Here is a 23,109-nt window from a genome sequence, read left to right on the forward strand (position 1 = left end):
CAACGCCTCCAAGGCGATCTTCGCCTTCAGCGACGCATCAATCGTCCGTCTCGTCTTGCTCATAATCCGCTCCATCTACACGACAGAACGGCGCCTTTTCCACCTTAACCAGTGGTCCCAAATCCGGGGGCCAGCTCAGAATTCGGCGGTCAACCAGATGGACCAGGTGACGCAACAGAACGCGGCGATGGTCGAGCAAGCGACGGCGGCGAGCCACAGCCTGTCAGAAGAAGCCGAGGAGCTGGCGCGCCTGGTCGGGCAGTTCCACATCGGCCAGGATTCTACTCCCGAAACAACCAAACCACGGGCCAATCAATCGTCTTCGGTGAGAGCCGTACTGACGCCGAAACGCCAGATCCAGAAGAGCAAAACAAAATTCCTTGCTCTTCCTTCCAACAACGGATCGGACCGTCGCTTGGCAACGGCAGGAGCCGGTGAAAATGACTGGAGCGAGTTTTGATCATGGGTCAAACCGCCAACCGCGCGGACAGTCAGATGACGGACGCAAATGAATTTCTCTCCGTGCTGATCGGCACGCAGGAATTTGCTCTGGACATCATGGCCATTCGTGAAATCAGGGGGTGGACAGCGTCCACTCCTCTCGCTCACGCCCCTTCCTACATCAAGGGCATGATCAATCTCAGGGGCGCGGTCTTGACCATCGTCGACCTCGCCGAGCGTCTGAACCTGCCCAGCACCGAGCCGAATGCCTCCTCGGTAATCGTGGTCGTTGAGTTTGGCGATCGGGTCGCCGGCCTGCTGGTCGACGCGGTATGCGAAATCTTCACAGTCACCGACGAGATGAGGCAGGCGACGCCGCATGCCGGCGATGGCGCTGCACGGGAATTCATCGAAGGCCTCCTCATGGTGGGAGATCGGATCATCGGCATCATGTCGATCCCCGCCATCATGCCCGACGCCGCCCTGGACGCCTCGGCCGAACTGCCCCCGGAGGCTGTAGGTTAGGAAAGGCTTCTTTTTGTGAACAAAAAGAAGCAAAAAAACTTTGTTAACCTGGGCCATGGGCGTTGTCGCTGACAATGCCCATGGCCCAGGTTAGCAGAAGTTTTTGCGCCGCTTTTTTCAAAAAGCGGCCGCTTTAGGGGCCCCGGCCAGTGGTTTGCAATACATCTCACCTCATGTACACTTACGATGTTGGCGGGTTTTTCATAGGCCGCTGACTCGCGCATATGTCTGAGGGTCTTTTCTATGGCGTTTGTTGTCACCCCGCTGAAATCTTTTACTGCGGAAGCGCAAGGCCAGAAAAATAGAAAATTATATCTATACCAGGTTGATCCGATGCTTCTTCAGGAAGAGGAAGGGTTCAATCTTCGGTATTATGACGATCCGAAAGTGGTGGCGCATATCGAGGCGTTTTGTGAATCCTACATGGCGGAGCGTTATGTTCCCCCGATGATGGTCCGGGCGCTGGATGACGGGCGGATTGTGATTATTGAAGGTCATTGCCGGCGCCGTGGTGTGCAGCTGGCGATCGCCCGCGGGGCTAAGATCCCCCTGGTCAGCGTCATTCCGTTCCGCGGCAATGATGCCGAGCGCGTCGAGGTGATGTTGCGTTCGGCGCAGGGTTTGAAGCTGGAGATTTTGGATATTGCGCGGGGCTATTCACGCCTGCAGCAGATGGGATTTAGGCCCGCCGAGATTGCCGCCTCTCAGGGCAAGACAGTGGCCCGTGTCGAGCAATTGTTGACACTCTCCGCCGCCAGCCGTGAGGTTCAGGACTTCGTTCGTGCCGGTTCGGTGTCCGCGGAGATCGCGGCCGAAGCGGTTCGCGCGCATGGCGAGCAGGCCGGGACTGTCCTGTCCGAGAAGCTTGAAGCTGTCAAGCAGGAGGGCCGGAAGCGGGTCACGAAAACTGCCGTCCCTGGCCGCTCAGTCTCACGCAAGACAGTCGATGCGGTGTTCGCCCGGGTTGAGTACGCGATGGCCAGAATACCGGCCGCCCTGAGGACGCAGACCGAGGCGTTACGGGCCATCCCGGAACGGGAGCGTGGTAACAAGAAGATAGAGGTCGACGCCAATGTGCTGATCGGGCTGTTACAGGCGGCAGAAGAAATCGAGACGATGAAAGCCAAGCGGGCCAAGAAACTGCTCCACGGCGAGGCGGCTGAGTAGGCCAGCTCGCTACGGAGAGAAGAAAGCAGCCGCTTTTTGAAAAAAGCGGCCTTCACTTTCGCTTGCAGCCTGGGGTTGCGGATGCCAAAAGCCGGACGCGTTTTTCTAGAAACCTCAGCTTCCGCCTAAACGCCTGACTTATTAACAAATTTCCTTAATTGCGGCCAGGATTGATGTTAGTTCTGCTTCAGTGGCTTCGGCATCTTCGTCCGCGTGGTGGGATTCTTCGTTGTCGTAGTTTCGTGTCGACCGTAGTGTCTTTGCGGCGACGGACTGGCCGTAGTTGTCAAGGATGCGCGCAAAAATATGCAGTGACTTGGTGGTGTCAGTTTGGGCAACCGGGCGATTGGAAAACTGCACGCCAAGTCTATTCTCCCTCTGCCAGCGCCTTCGCGCAAGATACGTGGTCCCTGTGCTTAACAGGAGAACGACGTCAGGCGGAACGGGGATGTCGTCGTCTAACTCAATTAACGCCCCATCATCGGACTGATCGAAAACGATGCAGTCATTGGTGGTGCCATCGTGATTAAATATCAGTTTGGCGCTTCTGATGACCCGCTTGCGCGCGGATTTTCTGTGCTCGATGTAGGGCAAGGCAGATGCTCCTTAATTCGCGGGTCCCATAAGGTCCTGATTTTTTATTCTCTAAAAGTTTAAGAATGATTCTTAATTCAGGAGGCGTGGTATGATTAAGGCAGCTCGGAATTTGTTGCAACGGTAAAATGCTGCAACCGGCGGATCTGCCCGAATCCTATGATGCGACGTGAACGTTAGTTATGTCGGTTAGGACTTTCAAGTGGCATCTCTGCAAGCTGTAGGGGGATTGTGTCGCCGTCACCGGTGAGCGTGACCAGATGCCAGGGCTCGACCGCTATGTCCGAGACGCAGATCTGGCCGCACGCGCCCCGGCGGACAGGGGGAGGGGGCTGTCCACCCCGGCGCCATCGTCTGATCTGGACAATCCACCGCCGCGCCCGCAGAAGACCGCATCTGCCAAGGCGCGGATGGAGTGCCAGAATGCTTGAGACCACAACGGATTTCGACGTCGTTATCATTGGCGCAGGGCCGGCCGGCCTCAGCCTGGCTGGCTCGCTCGCGGACCAGGGGCTCGCTATTGCCCTCGTCGAGCGCCTGCCTGCCGCAGCGCTCGCGGTGCCGGACTTCGACGGCCGCGAGATCGCCTTGACCCATTTCTCCGTCGACGTTCTGCGTGGCCTTGGCGCCTGGGAGCGCATCCCGTCCGATATGATCGCGCCGCTTTGTGAGGCGCGCGTGCTCGATGGCGCGGGCGGCCACGCCCTCTGCCTCAGTCCCGGCCGTGAGCAAGGCGAACGGCTCGGCCATCTCGTCCCGAATTATCAGATCCGCCGCGCGCTTTATGCCGCCGCGCAAGACAAGCCGAACATTCGCCTCTTCGCGGACAGCACCGCGATCGGGTTCACGGTCAGGGATGGGCAGGCGACGCTGAGCCTGGCCTGCGGCACCACCCTGACCGCCCGCCTGGTCGTCGCCGCCGATACGCGATTTTCCAAGATGCGCCGGCGCGCCGGGATCGGGGCTGCCATGCGCGATTTCGGGGCGAGCATGCTGGTTTGCCGCATGGCGCATGAGACGCCGCACCATGAGATCGCGACCGAATGGTTCGGCTACGGCCAGACCATCGCTATGCTGCCGCTGAACGGCACGGCGGAGGAAGCGCATCTTTCATCCCTGGTGTTGACCTTGCCGGCGCGCGAGATTGAACGGTTGCGGACCTTGGATGACGTGGCGTTCGGCGCCGAGATCACGCGCCGCTACCAGGGCCGTCTCGGCGCGATGCGCCCCGTCAGCTCACGCCATACCTATCCTCTGGTCGCGGTCTATGCCGAGCGCTTCGTCGCACAGCGCTTCGCGCTGGTCGGAGATGCGGCCGTGGGGATGCATCCGGTCACCGCCCATGGCTTCAATTTCGGCCTGCGCGGCCAGCACGTCCTGGCCGGCCTCATCGCCGGGGCCACGGATATCGGCGCGCCGGCGCTGCTCCAGCGCTACCAGCGCGCCCATCGGCTCGCGACCGGGCCGCTTTATCTGGCGACCAATGCCACGGCCAGGCTCTATACGGATGACAGCCTGCCCGCGCGCGTGCTGCGCGAGGCGATGCTGCGCATCGGCGAGCGCCTGCCGCCGGTCCGCCACGCGATGGTGGCAAAGCTGATGGAGAAGACCACCAAGCCGCGCGGGCCTCTCGGAGAGAGGAAAGCGGCCGCTTTTTAAAAAAAGCGGCGCAAAAATTTTTGGTTATGCTGGGTCGTGGGCGTTGGCGCCGACGACGCCCATGGCCCCAGGAGCAAAAAACTACTTTTTGTTCACAAAAAGTAGGCTTCCTCTTTGCTTGTCACGGGCCGGCCAGCCACGCTTTTTTCGGCGCGGCATTGGTGGCATAGTTTGGGAATGAAATTTTATTCCCTCTACGCTCAGGGGTTTGCCCGCGTGGCCGCCTGCACCACCGAGACGGCGCTGGCGGACCCCGCCCGCAATGCCGAAGCCGTGCTGGCGGCTGCCCGTGACTGCCATGAGCGCGGCGTGGCAGTGGCGGTTTTCCCGGAACTGACATTGTCGGGCTATTCCATCGAGGATCTGCTGCTCCAGGACACGGTTCTGGACGCGGTGGAAGATGTCATTGCTGTCTTGGTGGCGGCGTCAAAAGAGCTGTTGCCCGTGCTGGTCGTGGGCGCGCCGTTGCGCCATGCCGGCCGGCTCTACAACACGGCGCTCGTCATCCATCGCGGGCGCGTCCTGGGCGTCGTTCCGAAATCCTATCTGCCGACCTATCGGGAGTTTTACGAAGGGCGGCAAATCGCGGCCGGCGACGACCTTCGCGGAGACATCACCGTCGGGGGCCAGGCCGTCCCGTTCGGCAACAACCTCATTTTCGCCGCCGAGGATGTGCGCGGCCTCGCGTTGCATGTGGAGATCTGCGAGGATTTCTGGGTCCCGGTGCCGCCGAGCGCGCTCGCTGCTTTGGCCGGGGCGACCATCCTCGCGAATCTCTCCGGCAGCCCGATTACGATCGGTCGTGCCGAGAGCCGGCGGTTATTGGCGCAATCGGCCTCCATGCGCTGCCTCGCGGCCTATATCTACGCCGCGGCGGGCGCCGGGGAGAGCACGACGGAAGTCGCCTGGGATGGCCAGGTGATGATTTACGAAAACGGGGTCTGCCTGGCCGAGGCGGAACGTTTCCCCGAAGCGGGGCAATCGGTCATCGCCGATATCGACCTGGATCTGCTCCGCCAGGAACGGATGCGGATGGGGACCTTCGATGACAATCGCCGGACCCATGTGGCGGCGGATGCGTTCCGCACCATCTCGTTCCGGCTGGCCCCGCCGATGGGCAATCTCGGTCTGCAACGCCGCGTCGAGCGCTTTCCCTTCGTGCCCTCCGACCCCGCGCGGCTGGAACAGGATTGCTTTGAGGCCTACAACATCCAGGTTTCCGGTCTGGTCCAAAGGCTCCGCGCGACCGGCCTCAAGCATGTGGTTCTGGGCATTTCCGGCGGCCTTGATTCAACCCATGCCTTGATCGTCGCGGCCCGCGCCATGGATCGGCTGGGCCTGCCGCGGCGCAATATTCTCACCTACACCATGCCGGGCTTTGCCACCGGCGAAGACACCAAGGCCAATGCCTGGCGCCTGATGACCAGCCTCGGCACCAGCGCCAGCGAACTCGACATCCGCCCCGCCGCGCGGCAGATGCTGGCCGATCTCGGTCATCCTTTCGGTCAGGGGGAGCCGGTTTACGACATCACCTTCGAGAACGTGCAGGCGGGATTGCGGACCGACTATCTGTTCCGCCTCGCCAACCAGAACAATGCCTTCGTCATCGGCACTGGCGACCTCTCCGAACTCGCACTCGGCTGGTGCACCTATGGCGTCGGCGACCAGATGTCGCATTACGCCGTCAATGCCGGCGTCCCGAAAACGCTGATCCAGCATTTGATTCGCTGGGTGGCGCGCTCCGGTGGGTTCGGCGATGCGGTCGGCGCCACGCTCGAAGCGATTCTGGACACGGAAATTTCCCCCGAGCTCGTCCCGGTCGAGGCCGGCGCCACGCTGCAGAGCACGGAAGCGAAAATCGGCCCTTATGCGCTGCAGGATTTCAATTTGTACTACACGCTGCGCCACGGTTTCCGGCCTTCGAAAATCGCCTTTCTGGCTTTGCATGCCTGGGGCGACGTACAGGCCGGGGCCTGGCCGGCCCATTTTCCCGAAACGCGGCGGACGCAATACAGCCTTGGCGAGATCCGGAAATGGCTGGAGCTTTTCCTGCGGCGGTTCTTCGCCTTCAGCCAGTTCAAGCGCTCCGCCATGCCGAATGGCCCCAAAGTGGTTGCCGGCGGCTCGCTCTCCCCACGCGGCGACTGGCGCGCGCCTTCCGACGGCAACGCCACGGCCTGGCTCGATGAGTTGGCGCGCAACGTGCCGAAGGCGTAAAGCGGCCGCTTTTTTGTTCACAAAAAGAAGCCTTCCCCTTCACTAAAACGGCCCGGGGCGGCGCACCGTCCCGGGCTTTGAGAAGGCGCCGGGTTCAGGAGCTCTTGGGGCCCTGATGGCCGGGTTTCCCGTGTTGCTCCTGACCACCGCGCGTGCCAGGGGCGGTTTTTTCACGGTCGGCTTCGTTGCTCGCCGATTTTCCCGGAGGGTTGCTCGCCGGCTTGCGGCCCTGCTCGCCTGCTTTCCCTTGCTGTTCGTGAGAACGGCCGGGAGGTCCGCCCGTATTGGCCATGTTTCTCTCCTCTTGATTGTTTTGAAAGACGCCATTTTTGGCTCAGTTGATATACGCCATCCACAGGCGTCGTTTTCTCATTATTTGTTTAATTGGAATTCATCATGGTGGATGGAGGAAAGCGGCCGCTTTTTGAAAAAAGCGGCGCAAAAACTCCTTGTCCTCTGGGCCTGAGGCTGTGAAACCAGCACGGCTCCAAAGAAGCCTTCCTTATCTTACCTAACCGACACATGACGTTACGGAAATGTGGTGCGGTATCCGGCATTTCCGATCTAAACTCGTGCCAGATATGGAGCGTCGAATATGACCGCAGTCCGATTGCTGGTTGGCACCCGCAAAGGGGCGTTCATTCTCTCAAGCGACGATCGCGAGCGCTGGTCGGTCGCCGGTCCGTATTTTCCCGGTTGGGAGATTTTTCATCTCAAAGGATCGCCGATCAATCCGGATCGGATCTATGCCTCCCAAAGTTCCGGCTGGTTCGGCCAGGTGATGCAACGTTCCGAGGATGGCGGTCAGACCTGGTCCGTGATCGACAATCGTTTTGCCTATGAGGGCGTGCCTGGAACCCACCAATGGTATGACGGCACGCCTCATCCCTGGGAGTTCCGGCGCGTCTGGCATATCGAGCCGTCTCTCTTCAGCGCCGATACGCTTTATGCCGGTGTGGAAGATGCCGCCTTGTTCCAATCCGAGGATTCGGGCCAGTCCTGGCAGGAGGTTTCGGGCCTGCGGCGCCAGGATACAGGCCCGAACTGGATGCCAGGCGCTGGCGGCATGTGTCTGCACACGATCTTGCTGCACCCGACCGATCCGGCGCGGATTTTAGTCGCCATTTCGGCCGCGGGCGCGTTTCGGAGCGACGATGCCGGCCGGCGCTGGAAGCCGATCAATCACGGCTTGAATTCATCCCATCTGCCCGACCCGACCGCGGAGATCGGCCATTGCGTTCACCATATCGCCATGCACCCATCCCGCCCGGACACGCTGTTCATGCAGAAACATTGGGATGTGATGCGGTCGGACGATGCGGGGGAGAACTGGCGGGAGATCAGCGGCGATCTGCCGACGGATTTCGGTTTCGTCATTGACGTTCATCCCCATGAGCCCGAAACGCTATACGTCGTACCGATCAAGAGCGATGCGGAGCATTTTCCCCCGGACGGAAAGCTGTGCGTGTATCGGAGCCGGAGCGGTGGTCATGAGTGGGAGCCGTTGACAGAGGGCCTCCCGCAACGGGATTGCTACGTCAATGTGCTGCGCGACGCCATGTCGGTCGATCGGCTGGATCCGGGCGGGGTGTATTTCGGCACGACGGGCGGGCAGATCTATGCCTCCGCGGATTCCGGCGACCATTGGCGCGCCATCGTCCGGGACCTGCCGGCGATCTTGTCGGTCGAGGCCCAGACGCTGCCATGACCGCCACGATCCACGTGGAATTGCCCGCAAGCCTGCGGCAACTGGCGCAACTCAGTTTTGACACGGAGATCGACCTTGCCGTCATCGGCACGGCCAGTATTGGTGCCGTTCTCGAGAGTCTGGAGGCGCGCTATCCGGCGCTACGAGGCACAATGCGCGACCAGGACAGTAAGCGGCGGCGGCCCTTTATCCGTTTTTTCGCGTGCCAGAAGGATGTCTCGCATCAGGCTGCGGACGCGCCGCTCCCGCGTGCGGTCGCTGAAGGACGCGAACCATTCATCATCATCGGCGCCATCGCGGGAGGATGAAGCGGTAGGAAAGCAGCCGCTTTTTAAAAAAAGCGGCGCAAAAATTTTGCTCCGCTGGGTCACGGGCGTTGTCAGCGACAAGCCCGTGACCCAGCATCAATAAAGCTTTTTTTGCTTCTTTTTGTTCACAAAAAGAAGCCTTCCCCTTTTCTTGTCTGAGCGATATGGCAAACCAATGCCCTGGACACGCGAACAGATGGCCGCGCGTGCGGCCCAAGAATTGAATGACGGCGACTACGTCAATCTGGGGATCGGCATCCCGACCCTGGTTGCCAATTACATACCGGACCATGTCGCGGTGACCTTGCAGAGCGAAAACGGCATGCTGGGGATGGGCCCGTTTCCTGATCCGGCCGACGTCGATCCCGATCTCACCAACGCCGGAAAACAGACGATTTCTGCTCTTCCCACCTCGTCGTTCTTTTCCTCCGCCGAGAGTTTCGCCATGATTCGCGGCGGCCATATCGACCTTGCGATTCTCGGGGCGATGGAGGTTTCCGTAAAGGGCGATCTCGCGAACTGGGCCGTGCCTGGAAAATTCGTAAAAGGCATGGGGGGCGCGATGGATCTCGTCGCCGGGGTCAAACGCATCGTCGTGGTGATGGAACATACCTCGAGAGACGGCCACTCCAAGATCGTCGAAGAATGCAGCCTGCCACTGACCGGTGCGGGTGTGGTAGACTTGATCGTCACGGATCTCTGTGTGCTGGCCTGTGACAAGGTGAAGGGCGGTTTGACGCTGCGCGAGCTGGCACCGGGTGTGAGCCTTGATGAGGTAAGGCAGAAGACCGAAGCTGCCTTCAGGATAGAGGAAGCAGCCGCTTTTTGAAAAAAGCGGCGCAAAAACTTTTACTATGCTGGGCCACGGGCGTTGTCCCCGACAAAGCCCATGGCCCAAATTAATAAAGTTTTTTTGCTACTTTTTGTTCACAAAAAGTAGCCTTCTCTTACTCTCTACAGAATCTGACTAAGAAATGCCTGCGTTCGCGGATCGCGCGGGGCGGAAAAAAACTGCGCCGGCGGGGCGTGCTCGACGATCACGCCCCGATCCGTGAAATAGACCTCGTTTGCGACCTCGCGGGCGAAGCCCATTTCGTGGGTCACCAGGATGCAGGTCATGCCTTCTTCGGCGAGCTGGCGGATGGTCAGCAGAACTTCACCGACGGTTTCCGGATCGAGTGCGGCGGTTACTTCGTCGAAGAGCATCAGATCCGGCTTCATTGCGAGTGACCGCGCGATGGCGACACGCTGTTGCTGCCCGCCGGAAAGCTCGCCCGGGTAGGCATGTTCCTTGCCCTCGAGACGAACTTTCTTGAGCAAGGCGTAGGCTTCCGCTTCGACCTCTTTTTTGGGACGCTTCAGCACCTGGATTGGCGCCATCATCACGTTCTGCAGCGCGGTTCGGTGCGGAAACAGATTGTACTGCTGGAATACCATGCCGACATGCTTGCGCAGCTTCAGCTTGTCGAGCTTAGGGTCGTTCACCTCGATGCCCAACACCTTGATCGAGCCGATTTCGAACGGCACCAACGCGTTGACGCAGCGGATCAAGGTCGATTTTCCGGATCCCGACGGGCCGATAATGCAGGCGACGTCGCCCTTCGAAACAGCAAGACTAACGCCCTTGATGACTTCGACATGGCCGAATGATTTGTGCAGATTGTCGATGACGACGAGTGGTTCGGTGGTCATGTCAGTTCCGTACCTGATAGCGGCGTTCAAGGCGTTGGGTCGCCCATGCGATGGGATAGGTATAGATGAAGAACATCAGCAAGACATAGGCGTAGATGGGCGCCAGCAGGTTGGGCCGGCTGCCTTCCGCCGCCAGGACCTGGCCGGCCAGCGTCACCACCTCGTTCACGCCGACGATCGAGGCGAGTGTCGTCGAGGTGGTGAGGATGGCGTAAAGGTTCATCCACGGCGGCAGCATGCGTTTCACGCTCTGCGGCAGGATGATCAGCCATAGTTGCTGTCGCCTCGTGAAGCCGAGTGATTCGGCGGCTTCCCATTGGCCGGGAGGGATCGAGAGCACCCCGCCGCGCACGATCTCCGCGACGTTGGCCATGACCGGTAGAGCGAGGCCGATCACCGCCTTCAGCCAGCCCGGGAGGCTGATGGTGTGCGACCCGACATGGATCTGGAAGGGCAGCAGAAAGATCATGAAAAACAGCAGGACCAGCCAGGGGGCATTGCGGAAGAACTGGGTCAGCAGCCAGGACATCGCGCGGGTCGGCCGGGATGGTGTGATCAGTCCGAGGCCGAGAAACGCCCCCAGGACCGTTCCGATGGCCATGGAGAGGAAGCTGATGAGTATGTTCAGCCCGAAACCGCGCAACAGCAGGGGGGTCCAGTTTGCGAGGACGGCCAGCACGCCGGCCTGCGTGGCCTGTCCCGTTGCGGCATCGGCGGCAGCCGACGAGAAGAGGATAATGGCCGCCAACACGATGCCATGCCAGGGGGCCAGCCGTAGCGTCGGCAGACCGCCCGGCTGGCGTTGCAAAGTCGCATTCAGTGGCAGGATGACGGGAAATTTCGCGCTCATGTTCCGAGACCCGGTCGACGCAAGGCGCGCTCCCATGCGTGCATCGCGAAAACCAGAATGCCCACCAAGGCGATATAGATCACGAACAGGACGAGCATCATCTCGGGCACATTCTCATTGTCCGACCAGATCTGGTTGGACACATAGAGAAGTTCGGGAACGGCGATGGCATAAGCGAGCGTCGTGGTCTTGACCAGATTGACGAGGTTGTTGGTGAGTGCTGGCAGGCAGATGCGCAAAGCGAGTGGCAATGTCACCTGAATGTAAGTCTGCAGCCGCGTAAAGCCGAGTGATTCGGCCGCCTCGGTCGTGGCGGTCGGAATCGCCTCGATGCCGGAGCGAAAAATTTCCACATTGAACGATCCGGCAAAGCAGATCAGCGACAGGCAGGCCCAGGCGAAACCGTTGATCAGCGGCTCCTCGAAGCCCACGCCGTTTCTCATTTTGGGGAGTAGCGCGCTTAACCCGAAATAGAAAAAATACATTTGCACAAGCGGGGGCGTGTTGCGGAACAGCTGGATGTAGCCCTCAACGAGCCACCGTATCCATCCTTGCCGCGACATCTGTCCCCAGGCGCCGACGATGCCCAGCAGCACTGAGCCGACGATGGTGACGCCGGACAGCTCCAGCGTCACCCAAAACCCATTCAGAAACCGCGCGCGATCGTAGGGATCATAGAAAATCGTGAAGTTGACGCCGGTAGTGTCGTTAAGATGCGAAAACCAGTTAGCGATGGCGAGACCCGGCGTCACTCTCTTTTCCTTCGAGACGCGTTAGGATTTGTATTTGTCGTGCTGTTGCACGGCATAGGCAGAGTGGGGGATCCCATACTTCGTTTCTAGGGAGAGGATATATCCGGTCTTTTCCCAATCCTCGCTTGCCTTGGAAACGAAAGCGGCGAAAGCGGGCTCGCCGTTCTTGACGGCCATGCCCCAGGGCACCGCGCCGAGAGTGGGCAGCGGCATATCATAGGCTTTCCAGGTCGGATCCGTCAGTTTTCCTGCGATCGCAGTGTCATCGTAGAGGAACGCGTTGCAGCGGCCTTGTTGCAGGGCGGTCAGAGCTTCGGCCACGCCGGTGAAGGCGACCAGCTCAGCGCCATATTTCTCGCCGACGTCCTTGTTGTAGAAGGAACCTTGAATGGCGCAGACCGGCATCCCTTTCAGAGCGTCCCAGCTCGTTAGTTTCACGGTCTTCGGGACCATCACGTTATAGCCGGACGCGTAGTAGTTAGGGTGAATGATATCGACGATTTTTTCTCGTTCCGGCGTATCGTTCATCGTCGCGATCAGCAGATTGATTTTGCCTTGCTGCAGGAACTGGATTCGATTCGCTGCGACCACGGGGACGAATTGCACTTTCACGCCGAGACGCTGCGCCAGATTGCGCGCGAGGTCGGGTTCGATGCCGATGCTCGCCCCGGTCGGGCTCAGATAGCCGAACGGCGGATAGTCGGCTTTAACTCCCACCACCAGGACACCGCTGGACTTGATGTCCTGAAGTTCATCGGCCCGCGCCATGTTTGGCCCGAAGACGACCATCGCGCCAACCAGCAATCCCAGACAAGCCACTTTGTTTTGAATCATAGGCCACCCTCCCTTATGAACACCCCTGAAATGATGGGGTCGACGACGACGTAAGGCTTTCGACTCTCATGATTCCATGGTGCCTAGTTTGGCGGCGTGTGGCAAGGATTGCCTTCATAACGCCCACCAAAAACAAAATTTTGAGACGATTACTCGAAAAAGTACGAAATTATCGTTATTTTCGGTTGTTGTGAGACGGAGTAGAAACGAAAAAACCATCCGTGCTCAATATTTAAGCGCCCGCACGGGAGGCATTCTGGCACCTACGGGGCGAGGTAAAGTGCCGTGGACATGGGTGGTAGCCGTACGTTTGGTTCCTAGATATGCAGCGTCGGGTTCGCGCGGGCAAAGTGCCCGTGCGAGCCCATGACTTTGTGAGTGAAGGAATTGCAATGAACACCAGTCATCCAGCTCTGGCGGCCGGACGTGTCGCCGTCATCACCGGTGCGGCGAATGGCATCGGCCTCGCGGCCGCCAAGCGCTTTGCTTCCATGGGTATGAAAATCGTCATGGCGGACCTGGCGTCAGAGGCCCTGCAGCTTGCGGCGCACGAAGTTGCGGCGGTGCAGCCGAACGGTCAGGCCGAGGTTCTGGTGGTCGCGACCGATGTCAGCGATCTCGGCCAGGTCCAGGCGCTGGCGGACGCCGCTTACAGTCGCTTCGGTGAAGTGGCCGTGCTGATGAACAATGCGGGGATCGGTAACGGCGGCGGGCCGTGGGAGCATATCGATCGTTGGCGGAAGGTCCTGGAGGTCAATCTGTGGGGCGTCATCAACGGCGTGCAGACATTCGCGCCGCGGATGCTGGCGCAAAAGACCGCCGGCGCCATCATCAATACCGGTTCGAAGCAGGGGATCACCTGCCCGCCGGGCAATACCGCCTATAACGTCAGCAAGGCCGGGGTGAAGGTGATGACCGAAGCTTTGGCGCATAGCCTGCGGAATGAGGCGGGCGCCCACATCTCCGCGCATCTGCTGATCCCGGGCTCGACCTTTACGGAAATGACCCGCGCGGGTCTGACCGGCAAGGAAAGCACGGCCTGGACCGCGGATCAGGTGATCGACATGCTGGTGACAGAGATGGCGGCGGGCACGTTCTACATCCTCTGCCCCGATAACGAGGTGACACGCGATGTGGATAACCGCCGTATCCTCTGGGCCGCGCAGGACGTGATCAAAGGACGTCCGGCATTGTCGCGCTGGCACGCTGACTACAAGGATGAGTTTCAGCGGTTTTTGAACGCCGATAAGTAAAAGAAAGTAGCCGCTTTTTAAAAAAAGCGGCGCAAAAACCTTTGCTAATGCTGGGCCATGGGCTTTGTCGGGGACAACGCCCATGGCTCAGGAGCAGAAAACTACTTTTTGTTCACAAAAAGTAGCCTTCCCTTCACTATTCTTGGAGGGCCGCCTGCGCCACGCCGGCAGCGATCTGATCGGCGGCGGACGCCCATAAAGCGCTCATGGCGGCGACAACATCGGGTGCCGTGGCGCCGGAGGCGAGCGTGCGGTTGATGGTCTGCACGCTCAGCAATGTATGGCCAGCGCCGGCTTTCAGGGCCACCTGCATGGTCAGTTCGACGGCGCCCACGGACGGATCAAAACGCAGCACGTTGATTTCGACCTGCAAATCGGACGGCATTTCGATGGAGCCGCCGCTGTCGATGACGGTGGCGCCGTTCAAGCGCTGCGCCAGATCTTCGACCATCGTCGTTTGCAGCGTGTCGGCGAATGGACCGGCCCAGACGGAGTTGGGGAATGAACCGGCTTCGAAGCGGCTGACCGGCGTGGGGACGTTGCCCTGGTCGAGATAGGCAGGGATGCTGATCCGGCGGACGCTGATGGTGAGGGGCGCGACGTGCTCGATCGGCCCCGGCTCACTCGCCAACCGGTATTGTGTCACCGGCGCCGAGGTGCAGGCCGCGGTGAGGGCGGTCACCATGAAGGCGGCGATGGCACGGATCGATCGAGCCCGGTTCATTGGTTGCCCCGTCCCAGAAGCAACGCCTGAGGGTGGCGGTTCAGATAGTCCGCCAGCATCCTGATGGAACGCAGAGTGTCGTTTGCCTCATTCATGAGTTGGTCCAGGTTGCGTTGGAAATCTGAATCGTTGCCGTAGGTTTGCGTCACCGTCTGCAGCGTGCCGTTCGCATTGCGCAGCGTCTTGTTGAGTTCCGTCAGGCTTTGTCCGATTTGCGGATTGGACAGTGTGCCGTTAGCCGTGGTCAGCAGCTTGTTGAGGTTGTTGCTGAGCTGATCGAAGGGCACTTTCGACAGATTGTTGGAGATGCTGGCGAGGGAATTGATGATGTCGTCGAGTCCGCCGGACTGGCTGGGAATGACCAGGGCATCACCTTCTTTGGTGATCTTTGTCGGTTTGGCGCCGGCGATCCAGGCAAACGTAATCTCTTTCTGGCCGGTGACGTAGCTGACGGTGTCGAGCTGCGCGCGCAGGCCTTGATCGACCATTTTCTGGAGAACCTGGTCAGGACTTAGGGTCTTGGGGAATTGTCCGGCCTCCAGAACGCGTTCCGGCTGGATCTCCATGAACACCCTGGCCTTGGCTGTGCCGGCGTAGGGATCGATGATGAGCTTGACGCTTTGCACCACGCCGATCTGGATGCCGAGAACATCGACTGGTGCGCCGTGTGCCAGGCCCGCGACGGAGCTGGTGAAGTAGGAAACAACCGGAATTTGGTTCTGGTAGCCGGCGGATTTGGCGTCGTCGTGGGAGTCGAACAGGGGAAACACGGCGTTGTCGGGGCTGGGCGCGCTGCCCCTGCCTTCAAGTGGCAGATCGAAGGTCACGCCTCCCGAGATGATGGCTTGCAAGGACTGAAATTCGATATGGAAGCCGCCGTTCTGAAATTGGGCGGTGATCCCGGACGATTTCCAGAAATGACTTTGTGGACGAATCAGATGGTCGAAGGGCGCTCGGACAAAAATATCCACGGTGACCGGGCCGAGACCGTTCCCGATATCATATCCAAGCACTTCGCCAACGACGATGTCACGGTAGAAGACGGGCGAGCCGGCGGCCAACGAGCCGATGGTTTCGGTTTTCAGCTGGTAGGTTTGGCCCGGCTCGTCGGAGCGCACACCAGGGGGGCCTTCCAGGCCGGTAAAATGGTCTTGGTATTGGCCACCGGGCAGCCCCGGGTCGACGGCGATATAGGCGCCGGAGACGAGCGTCTCGAGGCCCGATATGTTGCTGGCGCTAAAATTGGGCCGCACGACCCAGAACCGGGCATGGGAGGTGAGGAAGCGCCTGCCGATATCGTTCATGCGCACCCGGACCACCACCTGGCTGTTGTCGCTGCTGAGATCGACGCTTTCCACGGTGCCGAGGGCGACGGCCTTGTACTTGACCTGCGTCTGACCGGCCGTAATGCCTTCGCCGCTGGTAAAGGTGACGGTTAGCAGTGGCCCCTGTTCAAGAAGCGTTCGATACCCCAGATAAACGGCAATGACCGCGGCAATGAGCGGTACCAGCCAGACAAGGGAAAAGCGCGGGCGACGCACATGCGCGGGCGGCGGACTTTGCGGGGGCGGCGCGTTGCTGGTGGCGGGAGCGTCGACAGGCATTTTACGGGGTTCCGGGTTCCAGATCGCGCGCGTGATGGGCATGGATTTGTGGTGCTTCGGCCGCGTCCCACATTAGACGCGGGTCGAAGGTGGAAACGGCGAACATCGTCAGCACGACGACGGCGGCAAAGCACGCGGCGCCCACTTCGGCGCGTACATAGGCGATTTCGCCGAAATGCACGAGTGCGACCAGAATCGATATCATGAAGACGTCAATCATTGACCAGCGGCCGATGAATTCCACGATTTTGAAAGCATGGGTCCGGCCGACCAGGCGGCTGCTGCTGCCGGCCTGGGTGAGGATGAGCATGTATGCCAGGGATATGAGCTTGGCGAGGGGAATGACCATGCTGGCAAAAAACACCAGAAGTGCCAGCGGCCATAGGCCATAACTCTCAAGTTCAACGATGCCGCCCATGATGGTGAAGGAATGGGAAGTTTCCAGCTGGGTAATCAGCATGACCGGGTAGATGTTCGCGGGCATGTAAAGGAGGGCTGCGGCGATCATCAGAGCCCAGCTGCGGCTGATGCTATAAGGCTTGCGATGGTGCAGGATTTCCTCGCAGCGGTGGCATCGTTCACCGGGATGGGCATGGTTGACCATGCCGCAGGCATGGCAGCCGATGTACGTGAAAGCCGGTCGATCGGCAGGCTGACGCGCAACATTTTCCGGGGCGGAAGGGCTGTCAGCCTCATGCAAGGCGCGCCAGACGGCCTCCTTGTCGAGGGCGGCATCGGCGGCGGCCATGGAGATCATCAAGCCGATGAGAAGATAAACTGCGGTGTCGAGATGAACCGTGGCGATGGCGGTGAGGCGCGTATAAGCGACCAGAAACCCGAGGAGATAGACATCGATCATGGCCCAGGGAGCGACCGTTCCGTAGAAACGAAAGATCCTTTTGAGCACGCGGGGCGCCACAAACCGGGTCTCCAGTCCAATCAGCGTGACCAGCATGATGCCAAGCTTGAGGCCGGGAAATATGACGGTGACGGCCAGGACGAGCAGGCCGACATTGGAGAAGTGCTGCAGGATCAGGCGCACAGGGCCGGTTTCAAGAAAGGCGAGTTGAAATCGCCCATACACCGAGATCTCCAGAAACGGCGCCACCAGCGCGAATATATAAAACAGCAGGGCCGCAAGACCGCAGGCAAGAGGAAATTCAAACGGGACTCTCCGCATGCGCCACAAGGTATAATGACAGCGTGGGCAATCCGCGACCAGGCCCGGACGCATGTCCGGGAGGACCGAAAACAGGCCGCATCTTGGGCATTCCCGCCAAGCCTCGGTCGGTGATCCACAGGTCAATGTCGCCACGCCGGAACCGGGCATTACAAAGTGTGGTCTTGAGGGCTTGTCATTGCTTCGCCGGGGAAGGCGGCAACAGATGACTCGTTGCGCTGCGGAAATTCAGTGATTTACCCTTTCGATCAAGCTTCTGTGTCATGGTTCCGTGCAGATTTAGGCGATATGCTTTTCAGTCTGCAAGTCATGGGCGCTGGCGCCGACACGAGCGGCCGGGGCCGAGTCCCTTTTTACAGGATATGGGGAGCCGGAAGCTCAAAACCCCGTGCTTTTCAAAAGGGCGGGGAGCAGGTGAGAGTGAAGAATCATTTGCACGGCGGCGGACAGGATAAAAATCAGGACGATTGCACGGAAGATCGCGGGTGGTAAGGCGTCCCGGAGAGGCCGGCCTAATTGAATGCCGATCACGACGGGGATGGCTGCGAGTGCCGAAAACAACAGATCAGCTCCGCTGGCGTGGCGTGATTGCCCGAAAGTGAGGATCAGGGCCGCGATAGAGATGATTAGGACAAGGGCGATCTGCTTGGTGAACTGCTTGCCCGTCGCACCTGTGGCCAACAGATAGGTCGCCAACAGCGGTCCGGGAATCGCGGAAATACCTTCCATCAGGCCACAAACAAACCCGACCACAAGACCGACCGGGCCTGCGGTCCGTTTGGGGAGTTTGAATTTTGGGGTGACCAGCAGCACCAGGCAGGCTGTGAGGAGGATGAGGCCGGCAAGGCCGACCGCAAGATGCCCCGGGATGCTGAGGAGAATTTTGACACCCAGCGCAATGCCGATGACGGTGCCGATCACGAGAAAGCCGATATGTTTGAGCGTCTTCCAGGTATGTCCGCCCTCGAAAGCCTGAGGGACATTGCCGATCATGATCGGCAATGAGAGCAGGAGCACCGCCTGTTTTACCGACAGAATGCCCGTCAGGAGCGGGAGGGCGACAAGCGGTACGCCAATGCTGACCACGCCCTTCACCAGCCCACCCACCAAAAGTGTACAAATGAGGATGAGCCACTCACGGGTCGAAAGAGCCTGCAAAGTCGGCCAGAGGAGACTGTGAGGGAAGGTAAGGTGAAACAGCGACATGGCGGTCGTGTAACGTTTGCCAGACGTATCGGCAATGTAGGCTGGAAAAAGGAAGCAGCCGCTTTTTAAAAAAAGCGGCGCAAAAACTTCTTCTATGCTGGGCCATGGTCATTGTCGGCGACAACGCCCATGGCCCCAAGTTAACAAAGTTTTTTTGCTTCTTTTGGTTCACAAAAAGAAGTCTTTCCTCTTGCTTGCCCCTGCAGCTTCTAACTTTTTCTAAAAACCTTCCAAGACCAGCTTGCCTTTTGTACTTCCGGATTCAAGAAGCGCGTGGGCGGTTTTCAAGTTGCCGGCGTTAATTTTGCCGAGCGTTTCACTGAGAGTTGTGCGGATCGCCCCCGCATCGACGAGCCGCGACACTTCATTCAGCAGAGCGTGCTGGGCTTGAATGTCCGGGGTTTGGAACAGCGAGCGCGTGAACATGAGTTCCCAGTGAACGGAAATGCTCTTGCGCTTGAACGGCATGATGTCGAGCGTCGCCGGGTCATCAATGACGCAGAGGCGCCCTTGCGGCGCGATCAGTTCGACGATCGAGGCGAGATGCTGGTCCGTCTGGGTCGTGCAAAATACGAAACTGGGGGCGGCAAGACCCTGCGCGGCAATTTCCTGGGCGAGCGGCTTGCTGTGGTCCAGGACGTGATGAGCGCCAAGAGACCGGACCCAGTCCTGGGTTTCGGGCCGTGAGGCGGTCGCGATGATCGTGAGGTCGGTGAGCTGACGCGCCAGTTGAATGGCCATCGAGCCGACGCCGCCGGCACCGCCGATGATGAGGATCGAAGGTGCGATGCCACTCACGGGCCGTTTGACGTCGAGGCGGTCGAACAAGGCTTCCCAGGCGGTGATTGCCGTCAACGGAATGGCGGCCGACTCGGCCCAGTTGAGAGAGCGCGGCTTGGCGCCGACGAGGCGCTCATCCACCACATGAAATTCCGCGTTTGTGCCCGGGCGGGTGAGGGCGCCGGCGTAGAACACTTCGTCTCCGGCCTTGAACAGGCTCGTCTCGCTGCCCGTCGCGACGACGACGCCTGCCGCATCCCACCCCAGGATTTTTGCAGACCCCGCTTCCGGCGCCACGCCCCGCCTTACTTTTGCATCCACGGGATTGACGGAGACGGCGCGGATTTCAACGAGCAGGTCCTTGGGGCCTGGAACAGGGGCTGGCGTTTCGATGTCGAGCAGCGCTTCTGCATGCTGAATGGGAAGGCAAGTTTTATAACCGACTGCGCGCACGGAAATCTCCTAAAATAACTTGATGCTAATGTTGCTCTTCATGAAAATTTTCAAGTGCAGGATCAAGAGCCGCCTGTCTCGTGCTCCAGGCCGGCTTCTGGGAGAGAGGAAAGCGGCCGCTTTTTAAAAAAAGCGCCGCAAAAATTTTTATTGTGCTGGGCCATGGGCGATGTGACCGACAACGCCCATGGCCCAGCATAAATAAAGTTTTTTTGCTTCTTTTTGTTCACAAAAAGAAGCCTTCCCCTTCGCTTCCTCGAGGTGCTTGCCCCTCGCCGGATCTGGACTAAAGTTCCAGATGATCTTAAAAAATCGAATTCATTAAAGGCAAAAACTAAAATAATCGAAGGGAGTTTACGGCGATGCAATCAGGATTTGGGGCGGGAATCACGATCCCTCATTTTGTCGGCGGCAAACCCTTGGTCGGCGCGGGACGCTTCGGCGATGTCTACAATCCTGCGACCGGGCATAGTGCCGCGAGGGTCCCGTTGGCCTCAGCGCAAGAGGTCGCCGATGTTGTGGCCATCGCCCAGGCGGCCTTTCCGGGCTGGGCGGCGCAAACGCCGTTGCGGCGGGCCAGGGTGATGTTCAAATTCAAGGAACTGTTGGAACGCCATGCCGACGAGATTGCATCGATAATCTCAGCCGAGCACGGCAAGGCTGTCAGCGATGCGCTGGGTGAAATCATGCGGGGCCTCGAAGTGGTCGAGTTCGCCTGTGGAATACCGCAGCTTCTGAAAGGTGATTTCACCGAAGAAGTGGGGAAGGGCGTCGATAGCTGGTCGGTGAGACAGCCTTTGGGGGTCGTGGCAGGAATTACCCCCTTCAACTTTCCGGCCATGGTGCCGCTCTGGATGATCCCGGTGGCCTTGGCTTGCGGCAATTGCTTCGTTTTAAAGCCGTCAGAACGTGACCCATCGGCGTCCGTGCGGCTTGCCGAGCTGTTGCAGGAGGCTGGTCTTCCCGACGGCGTGTTTAACGTCGTTCATGGCGACAAAGAAGCCGTCGATGCGATTCTCGAAAACCCGGACATCAAAGCCGTCAGCTTTGTCGGTTCCACACCCATTGCGGAATATATTTACAAAACCGGCACGGGAAATGGCAAGCGTGTGCAGGCGCTGGGTGGTGCCAAGAATCACATGGTGATCATGCCTGACGCCGACATGGAACAAGCTGCGGATGCGCTCATGGGGGCTGCTTATGGTTCTGCTGGCGAGCGGTGCATGGCGATTTCTGTCGCCGTCGCGGTTGGTTCGGCGGGTGACAAGATTGTCGAGCGACTGATCCCCAGAATTGAGGCATTGAAGATTGGTCCTGGCGCCGACGCCGCTACTGAAATGGGTCCGCTCGTGACCAAGGCGCATTTGGACAAAGTGCACCGCTATGTCGAGATCGGGCTGGAGGAGGGCGCAAAACTGCTCGTGGACGGCCGAAACTTTCGCGCGCCTCAAGGGTATGAGGGGGGATTTTTTCTCGGCGGCTGCTTGTTTGATCATGTCTTGCCAAATATGAGGATCTACCAGGAAGAGATCTTTGGCCCCGTGCTGGGAGTCGTGCGGGTTGATTCCTTTGACGAGGCTGTCAAACTGGTCGATGACCACGAATACGGAAATGGTACCGCGATTTTCACGCGCGATGGCGACGCAGCGAGGGACTTCGCGCATCGCATTCAGGTCGGTATGGTCGGCATTAACGTACCCATTCCCGTACCGATGGCATTCCATTCATTCGGCGGCTGGAAGCGTTCCTTGTTCGGCGACCATCATATGCATGGTAGTGAAGGGGTTCGTTTCTTTACAAAGCTCAAGGCTGTAACCTCAAGGTGGCCGACCGGTATTCGCAAGGGGGCCGATTTTATCATGCCGACGATGTAATATCCTGCGTGCAGGAAGCGGAGCAGAAGACTTCTTTTTGTGAACAAAAAGAAGCAAAAAAACTTTATTAATTTGGGCCATGGGCATTGTCGGTGACAACGCCCATGGCCCAGCATCGTAAAAATTTTTGCGCCGCTTTTTTTAAAAAGCGGCCGCTTTCTAAACCTTGCTAAGCCAGATGCGTGCCAAGGTCTGCCGATGTCGCGATCGAGAGGAGCGTCCCGGCAATCGGCGACAATGGTTCACGGTTCGGCAAAACGAGCCCTAACATCTGGGAAGCCGCGGGCTCGACAAGCGGCAATGCGCAAAGGTCAGGCATACCTCCGAGCATGAGCTGGAATGTATGGGGCATGATGCTGGACCAGTTGCCCAAGGTCGTATGGGCATAGACGCCTAGGAATGTGTTGCTCACAACAACAGGACTGACACGCGTGCCGACCGACGCCGTGATCTCGTCGATGATTTGGCGGTTTTGCATGGTTTCACTCAGCAAGCAGAGACGTTCCTTGGCCGCTTCCGCCCAGGTGATTGTGCTCCTGTCTGCGAATTTTTCGCTGCGGCGGGTCACGAAAACATAGCGTTCCGTGTAGAGCGGAATGCAGCGGATATTTTCAAGTGGCTTGTGCTCGATATAAGTGATGCCGGCATCAATCTCAAATGTCTCGATCGCGTTCTGGATGGCTCTCGAGGTCATCGATTGAACATTGATGGTGACATTGGGATGCTGCGAAGCATAAATCTGGGTGATAAAGGGGACTGCCGGCATTGCTGCGGGTATCACCCCGAGTTGAAGGGTGCCCGATAAACCGGACGGCGAGCCGCTCAGGCCTTCCCGTAGGCTGTCATAGTCGGAGAGGATGCGGCGCCCCCATTGCAGGACTTTTTCTCCGTCCGGCGTGAGCCCCATGAACCGGTGACCACGGACGACCAGGACAACTTGCAGATCTTCTTCAAGTTTTCGGATGGCGGCGGACAGGGTCGGCTGCGCTATATTGCAGATTTCGGCAGCGCGGGCGTAGTGTTTTTCACGCGCCAGAGTCACAAAATAGGAAAGATGTCGGATTAACATTCAACGTGCCAGTTCATGAGGGGGAGTCTATAGGTCGATAAGATTGCCGATGGCGAGTATCGGATTTTACGCGGTTGTGGACAAGGGAAGGCCTGAAATGCCACCCTATGAGATGCCATCTGTTTCAAGGTGACAGGTTTATGAAGGATGTCAGGCTCGGCTGGCAAGCCCCACCCACCCGAGGCCGCGCCAAGCTGCGGCGTGCTTCACACCATCCTG

At 59.2% G+C, this 23,109-nt stretch carries 22 protein-coding genes and 1 pseudogene; 11 read left to right on the forward strand and 12 right to left on the reverse strand.

Translation table 11 applies throughout. The features are described 5' to 3' along the window. From VGG47_RS10510 to VGG47_RS10520, 3 genes and pseudogenes are all read left to right on the forward strand, one after another. A pseudogene (locus VGG47_RS10510) lies at nucleotides 1–460 on the forward strand (hypothetical protein); the annotation flags it as partial. Nucleotides 461–495: 35 nt separating this feature from the next. After that, complete coding sequence (locus VGG47_RS10515; RefSeq protein ID WP_331538226.1) at nucleotides 496–966, forward strand: chemotaxis protein CheW; 471 nt, start codon at nucleotides 496–498, stop codon at nucleotides 964–966. A gap of 243 nt (nucleotides 967–1,209) precedes the next feature. Beyond that, nucleotides 1,210–2,133 carry a ParB/RepB/Spo0J family partition protein gene (locus VGG47_RS10520; RefSeq protein WP_331538228.1) on the forward strand — a complete coding sequence of 308 codons (924 nt, stop codon included), beginning with the start codon at nucleotides 1,210–1,212 and terminating at the stop codon, nucleotides 2,131–2,133. 141 nt (nucleotides 2,134–2,274) lie between these two features. On the opposite strand, the gene VGG47_RS10525 is transcribed toward VGG47_RS10520, so the two are convergent. Further along, the gene (locus VGG47_RS10525) at nucleotides 2,275–2,727 is read right to left on the reverse strand and encodes a hypothetical protein (RefSeq protein WP_331538230.1); all 453 of its coding nucleotides are present in this window, start codon (nucleotides 2,725–2,727) and stop codon (nucleotides 2,275–2,277) included. A gap of 423 nt (nucleotides 2,728–3,150) precedes the next feature. On the opposite strand from VGG47_RS10525, the gene ubiM reads away from it, so the two are divergent. From ubiM to VGG47_RS10555, 6 genes are all read left to right on the forward strand, one after another. Next, on the forward strand, nucleotides 3,151–4,386 hold the full coding sequence (gene ubiM, locus VGG47_RS10530; protein WP_331538232.1) for a 5-demethoxyubiquinol-8 5-hydroxylase UbiM: 1,236 nt from the start codon (nucleotides 3,151–3,153) through the stop codon (nucleotides 4,384–4,386). Between the two features lie 177 nt (nucleotides 4,387–4,563). Further along, the gene (locus tag VGG47_RS10535) at nucleotides 4,564–6,603 is read left to right on the forward strand and encodes an NAD(+) synthase (protein ID WP_331538234.1); all 2,040 of its coding nucleotides are present in this window, start codon (nucleotides 4,564–4,566) and stop codon (nucleotides 6,601–6,603) included. 115 nt (nucleotides 6,604–6,718) lie between these two features. After that, a complete protein-coding gene (locus tag VGG47_RS10540) occupies nucleotides 6,719–7,069 on the forward strand; it encodes a hypothetical protein (protein ID WP_331538236.1) in 351 nt (116 codons plus the stop codon). Between the two features lie 129 nt (nucleotides 7,070–7,198). Then, nucleotides 7,199–8,311 (forward strand): WD40/YVTN/BNR-like repeat-containing protein, encoded by a 1,113-nt coding sequence (locus tag VGG47_RS10545; protein ID WP_331538239.1) that lies wholly within the window; start codon nucleotides 7,199–7,201, stop codon nucleotides 8,309–8,311. Next, complete coding sequence (locus VGG47_RS10550; protein ID WP_331538240.1) at nucleotides 8,308–8,619, forward strand: MoaD/ThiS family protein; 312 nt, start codon at nucleotides 8,308–8,310, stop codon at nucleotides 8,617–8,619. The genes VGG47_RS10545 and VGG47_RS10550 overlap by 4 nt, the downstream gene beginning before the upstream one ends. Nucleotides 8,620–8,794: 175 nt before the next feature. Then, the gene (locus tag VGG47_RS10555; RefSeq protein WP_331538354.1) at nucleotides 8,795–9,448 is read left to right on the forward strand and encodes a 3-oxoacid CoA-transferase subunit B; all 654 of its coding nucleotides are present in this window, start codon (nucleotides 8,795–8,797) and stop codon (nucleotides 9,446–9,448) included. Nucleotides 9,449–9,573: 125 nt separating this feature from the next. On the opposite strand, the gene VGG47_RS10560 is transcribed toward VGG47_RS10555, so the two are convergent. Genes VGG47_RS10560 through VGG47_RS10575 form a run of 4 tightly spaced genes read right to left on the reverse strand, consistent with a single transcriptional unit; the run spans nucleotide 9,574 to nucleotide 12,747 of the window. Then, nucleotides 9,574–10,311 carry an amino acid ABC transporter ATP-binding protein gene (locus tag VGG47_RS10560; RefSeq protein WP_331538242.1) on the reverse strand — a complete coding sequence of 246 codons (738 nt, stop codon included), beginning with the start codon at nucleotides 10,309–10,311 and terminating at the stop codon, nucleotides 9,574–9,576. A 1-nt stretch (nucleotide 10,312) separates the two neighbouring features. After that, nucleotides 10,313–11,161, reverse strand: a complete 849-nt coding sequence (locus VGG47_RS10565; protein ID WP_331538244.1) for an amino acid ABC transporter permease — start codon at nucleotides 11,159–11,161, stop codon at nucleotides 10,313–10,315. Then, nucleotides 11,158–11,913 carry an amino acid ABC transporter permease gene (locus VGG47_RS10570; RefSeq protein ID WP_331538246.1) on the reverse strand — a complete coding sequence of 252 codons (756 nt, stop codon included), beginning with the start codon at nucleotides 11,911–11,913 and terminating at the stop codon, nucleotides 11,158–11,160. The genes VGG47_RS10565 and VGG47_RS10570 overlap by 4 nt, the downstream gene beginning before the upstream one ends. Nucleotides 11,914–11,934: 21 nt before the next feature. Then, complete coding sequence (locus VGG47_RS10575; protein ID WP_331538248.1) at nucleotides 11,935–12,747, reverse strand: transporter substrate-binding domain-containing protein; 813 nt, start codon at nucleotides 12,745–12,747, stop codon at nucleotides 11,935–11,937. 392 nt (nucleotides 12,748–13,139) lie between these two features. Between VGG47_RS10575 and VGG47_RS10580 the strand changes: the two genes are divergently transcribed. After that, a complete protein-coding gene (locus VGG47_RS10580) occupies nucleotides 13,140–14,000 on the forward strand; it encodes an SDR family NAD(P)-dependent oxidoreductase (RefSeq protein ID WP_331538250.1) in 861 nt (286 codons plus the stop codon). A 136-nt stretch (nucleotides 14,001–14,136) separates the two neighbouring features. Here the strand turns inward: VGG47_RS10580 and VGG47_RS10585 are convergent, their stop codons facing one another. The 6 genes from VGG47_RS10585 to VGG47_RS10610 all read right to left on the reverse strand — a co-directional run bounded on the left by VGG47_RS10585 (nucleotide 14,137) and on the right by VGG47_RS10610 (nucleotide 20,177). Continuing rightward, a complete protein-coding gene (locus VGG47_RS10585; RefSeq protein ID WP_331538252.1) occupies nucleotides 14,137–14,724 on the reverse strand; it encodes a PqiC family protein in 588 nt (195 codons plus the stop codon). Next, nucleotides 14,721–16,370 carry an intermembrane transport protein PqiB gene (locus VGG47_RS10590; RefSeq protein ID WP_331538254.1) on the reverse strand — a complete coding sequence of 550 codons (1,650 nt, stop codon included), beginning with the start codon at nucleotides 16,368–16,370 and terminating at the stop codon, nucleotides 14,721–14,723. Before VGG47_RS10590 ends, VGG47_RS10585 begins: the two co-directional genes overlap by 4 nt. Next, a complete protein-coding gene (locus tag VGG47_RS10595; protein WP_331538256.1) occupies nucleotides 16,330–17,562 on the reverse strand; it encodes a paraquat-inducible protein A in 1,233 nt (410 codons plus the stop codon). The genes VGG47_RS10590 and VGG47_RS10595 overlap by 41 nt, the downstream gene beginning before the upstream one ends. Nucleotides 17,563–17,886: 324 nt before the next feature. Continuing rightward, a complete protein-coding gene (locus VGG47_RS10600; RefSeq protein WP_331538258.1) occupies nucleotides 17,887–18,714 on the reverse strand; it encodes a sulfite exporter TauE/SafE family protein in 828 nt (275 codons plus the stop codon). Between the two features lie 219 nt (nucleotides 18,715–18,933). Next, nucleotides 18,934–19,947: a zinc-binding alcohol dehydrogenase family protein gene (locus VGG47_RS10605; protein WP_331538260.1), complete on the reverse strand. Its 1,014-nt coding sequence runs from the start codon at nucleotides 19,945–19,947 to the stop codon at nucleotides 18,934–18,936. A gap of 62 nt (nucleotides 19,948–20,009) precedes the next feature. After that, the gene (locus VGG47_RS10610; protein WP_331538262.1) at nucleotides 20,010–20,177 is read right to left on the reverse strand and encodes a hypothetical protein; all 168 of its coding nucleotides are present in this window, start codon (nucleotides 20,175–20,177) and stop codon (nucleotides 20,010–20,012) included. A gap of 132 nt (nucleotides 20,178–20,309) precedes the next feature. Here VGG47_RS10610 and VGG47_RS10615 point away from each other — a divergent pair, with 132 nt between their 5' ends. Next, on the forward strand, nucleotides 20,310–21,821 hold the full coding sequence (locus tag VGG47_RS10615; RefSeq protein WP_331538264.1) for a CoA-acylating methylmalonate-semialdehyde dehydrogenase: 1,512 nt from the start codon (nucleotides 20,310–20,312) through the stop codon (nucleotides 21,819–21,821). Nucleotides 21,822–21,990: 169 nt separating this feature from the next. Here the strand turns inward: VGG47_RS10615 and VGG47_RS10620 are convergent, their stop codons facing one another. Continuing rightward, a complete protein-coding gene (locus VGG47_RS10620; protein WP_331538266.1) occupies nucleotides 21,991–22,890 on the reverse strand; it encodes a LysR family transcriptional regulator in 900 nt (299 codons plus the stop codon). Nucleotides 22,891–23,109 lie beyond the last annotated feature (219 nt).

The organism is Acidocella sp. (assembly GCF_036489515.1).
In the GTDB taxonomy this organism is placed as follows: Bacteria; Pseudomonadota; Alphaproteobacteria; order Acetobacterales; family Acetobacteraceae; genus Acidocella.

Bases quoted from the DNA above. Each gene is read 5' to 3' on its own strand.
- VGG47_RS10515 (WP_331538226.1), top strand. From the start codon at position 496: ATGACGGACGCAAATGAATTTCTCTCCGTGCTGATCGGCACGCAGGAA.
- VGG47_RS10520 (WP_331538228.1), top strand. From the start codon at position 1,210: ATGGCGTTTGTTGTCACCCCGCTGAAATCTTTTACTGCGGAAGCGCAA.
- ubiM (WP_331538232.1), top strand. From the start codon at position 3,151: ATGCTTGAGACCACAACGGATTTCGACGTCGTTATCATTGGCGCAGGG.
- VGG47_RS10535 (WP_331538234.1), top strand. From the start codon at position 4,564: ATGAAATTTTATTCCCTCTACGCTCAGGGGTTTGCCCGCGTGGCCGCC.
- VGG47_RS10540 (WP_331538236.1), top strand. From the start codon at position 6,719: ATGGCCGGGTTTCCCGTGTTGCTCCTGACCACCGCGCGTGCCAGGGGC.
- VGG47_RS10545 (WP_331538239.1), top strand. From the start codon at position 7,199: ATGACCGCAGTCCGATTGCTGGTTGGCACCCGCAAAGGGGCGTTCATT.
- VGG47_RS10550 (WP_331538240.1), top strand. From the start codon at position 8,308: ATGACCGCCACGATCCACGTGGAATTGCCCGCAAGCCTGCGGCAACTG.
- VGG47_RS10555 (WP_331538354.1), top strand. From the start codon at position 8,795: ATGCCCTGGACACGCGAACAGATGGCCGCGCGTGCGGCCCAAGAATTG.
- VGG47_RS10560 (WP_331538242.1), bottom strand. From the start codon at position 10,311: ATGACCACCGAACCACTCGTCGTCATCGACAATCTGCACAAATCATTC.
- VGG47_RS10565 (WP_331538244.1), bottom strand. From the start codon at position 11,161: ATGAGCGCGAAATTTCCCGTCATCCTGCCACTGAATGCGACTTTGCAA.
- VGG47_RS10575 (WP_331538248.1), bottom strand. From the start codon at position 12,747: ATGATTCAAAACAAAGTGGCTTGTCTGGGATTGCTGGTTGGCGCGATG.
- VGG47_RS10580 (WP_331538250.1), top strand. From the start codon at position 13,140: ATGAACACCAGTCATCCAGCTCTGGCGGCCGGACGTGTCGCCGTCATC.
- VGG47_RS10585 (WP_331538252.1), bottom strand. From the start codon at position 14,724: ATGAACCGGGCTCGATCGATCCGTGCCATCGCCGCCTTCATGGTGACC.
- VGG47_RS10590 (WP_331538254.1), bottom strand. From the start codon at position 16,370: ATGCCCATCACGCGCGCGATCTGGAACCCGGAACCCCGTAAAATGCCT.
- VGG47_RS10595 (WP_331538256.1), bottom strand. From the start codon at position 17,562: ATGCGTCCGGGCCTGGTCGCGGATTGCCCACGCTGTCATTATACCTTG.
- VGG47_RS10600 (WP_331538258.1), bottom strand. From the start codon at position 18,714: ATGTCGCTGTTTCACCTTACCTTCCCTCACAGTCTCCTCTGGCCGACT.
- VGG47_RS10615 (WP_331538264.1), top strand. From the start codon at position 20,310: ATGCAATCAGGATTTGGGGCGGGAATCACGATCCCTCATTTTGTCGGC.
- VGG47_RS10620 (WP_331538266.1), bottom strand. From the start codon at position 22,890: ATGTTAATCCGACATCTTTCCTATTTTGTGACTCTGGCGCGTGAAAAA.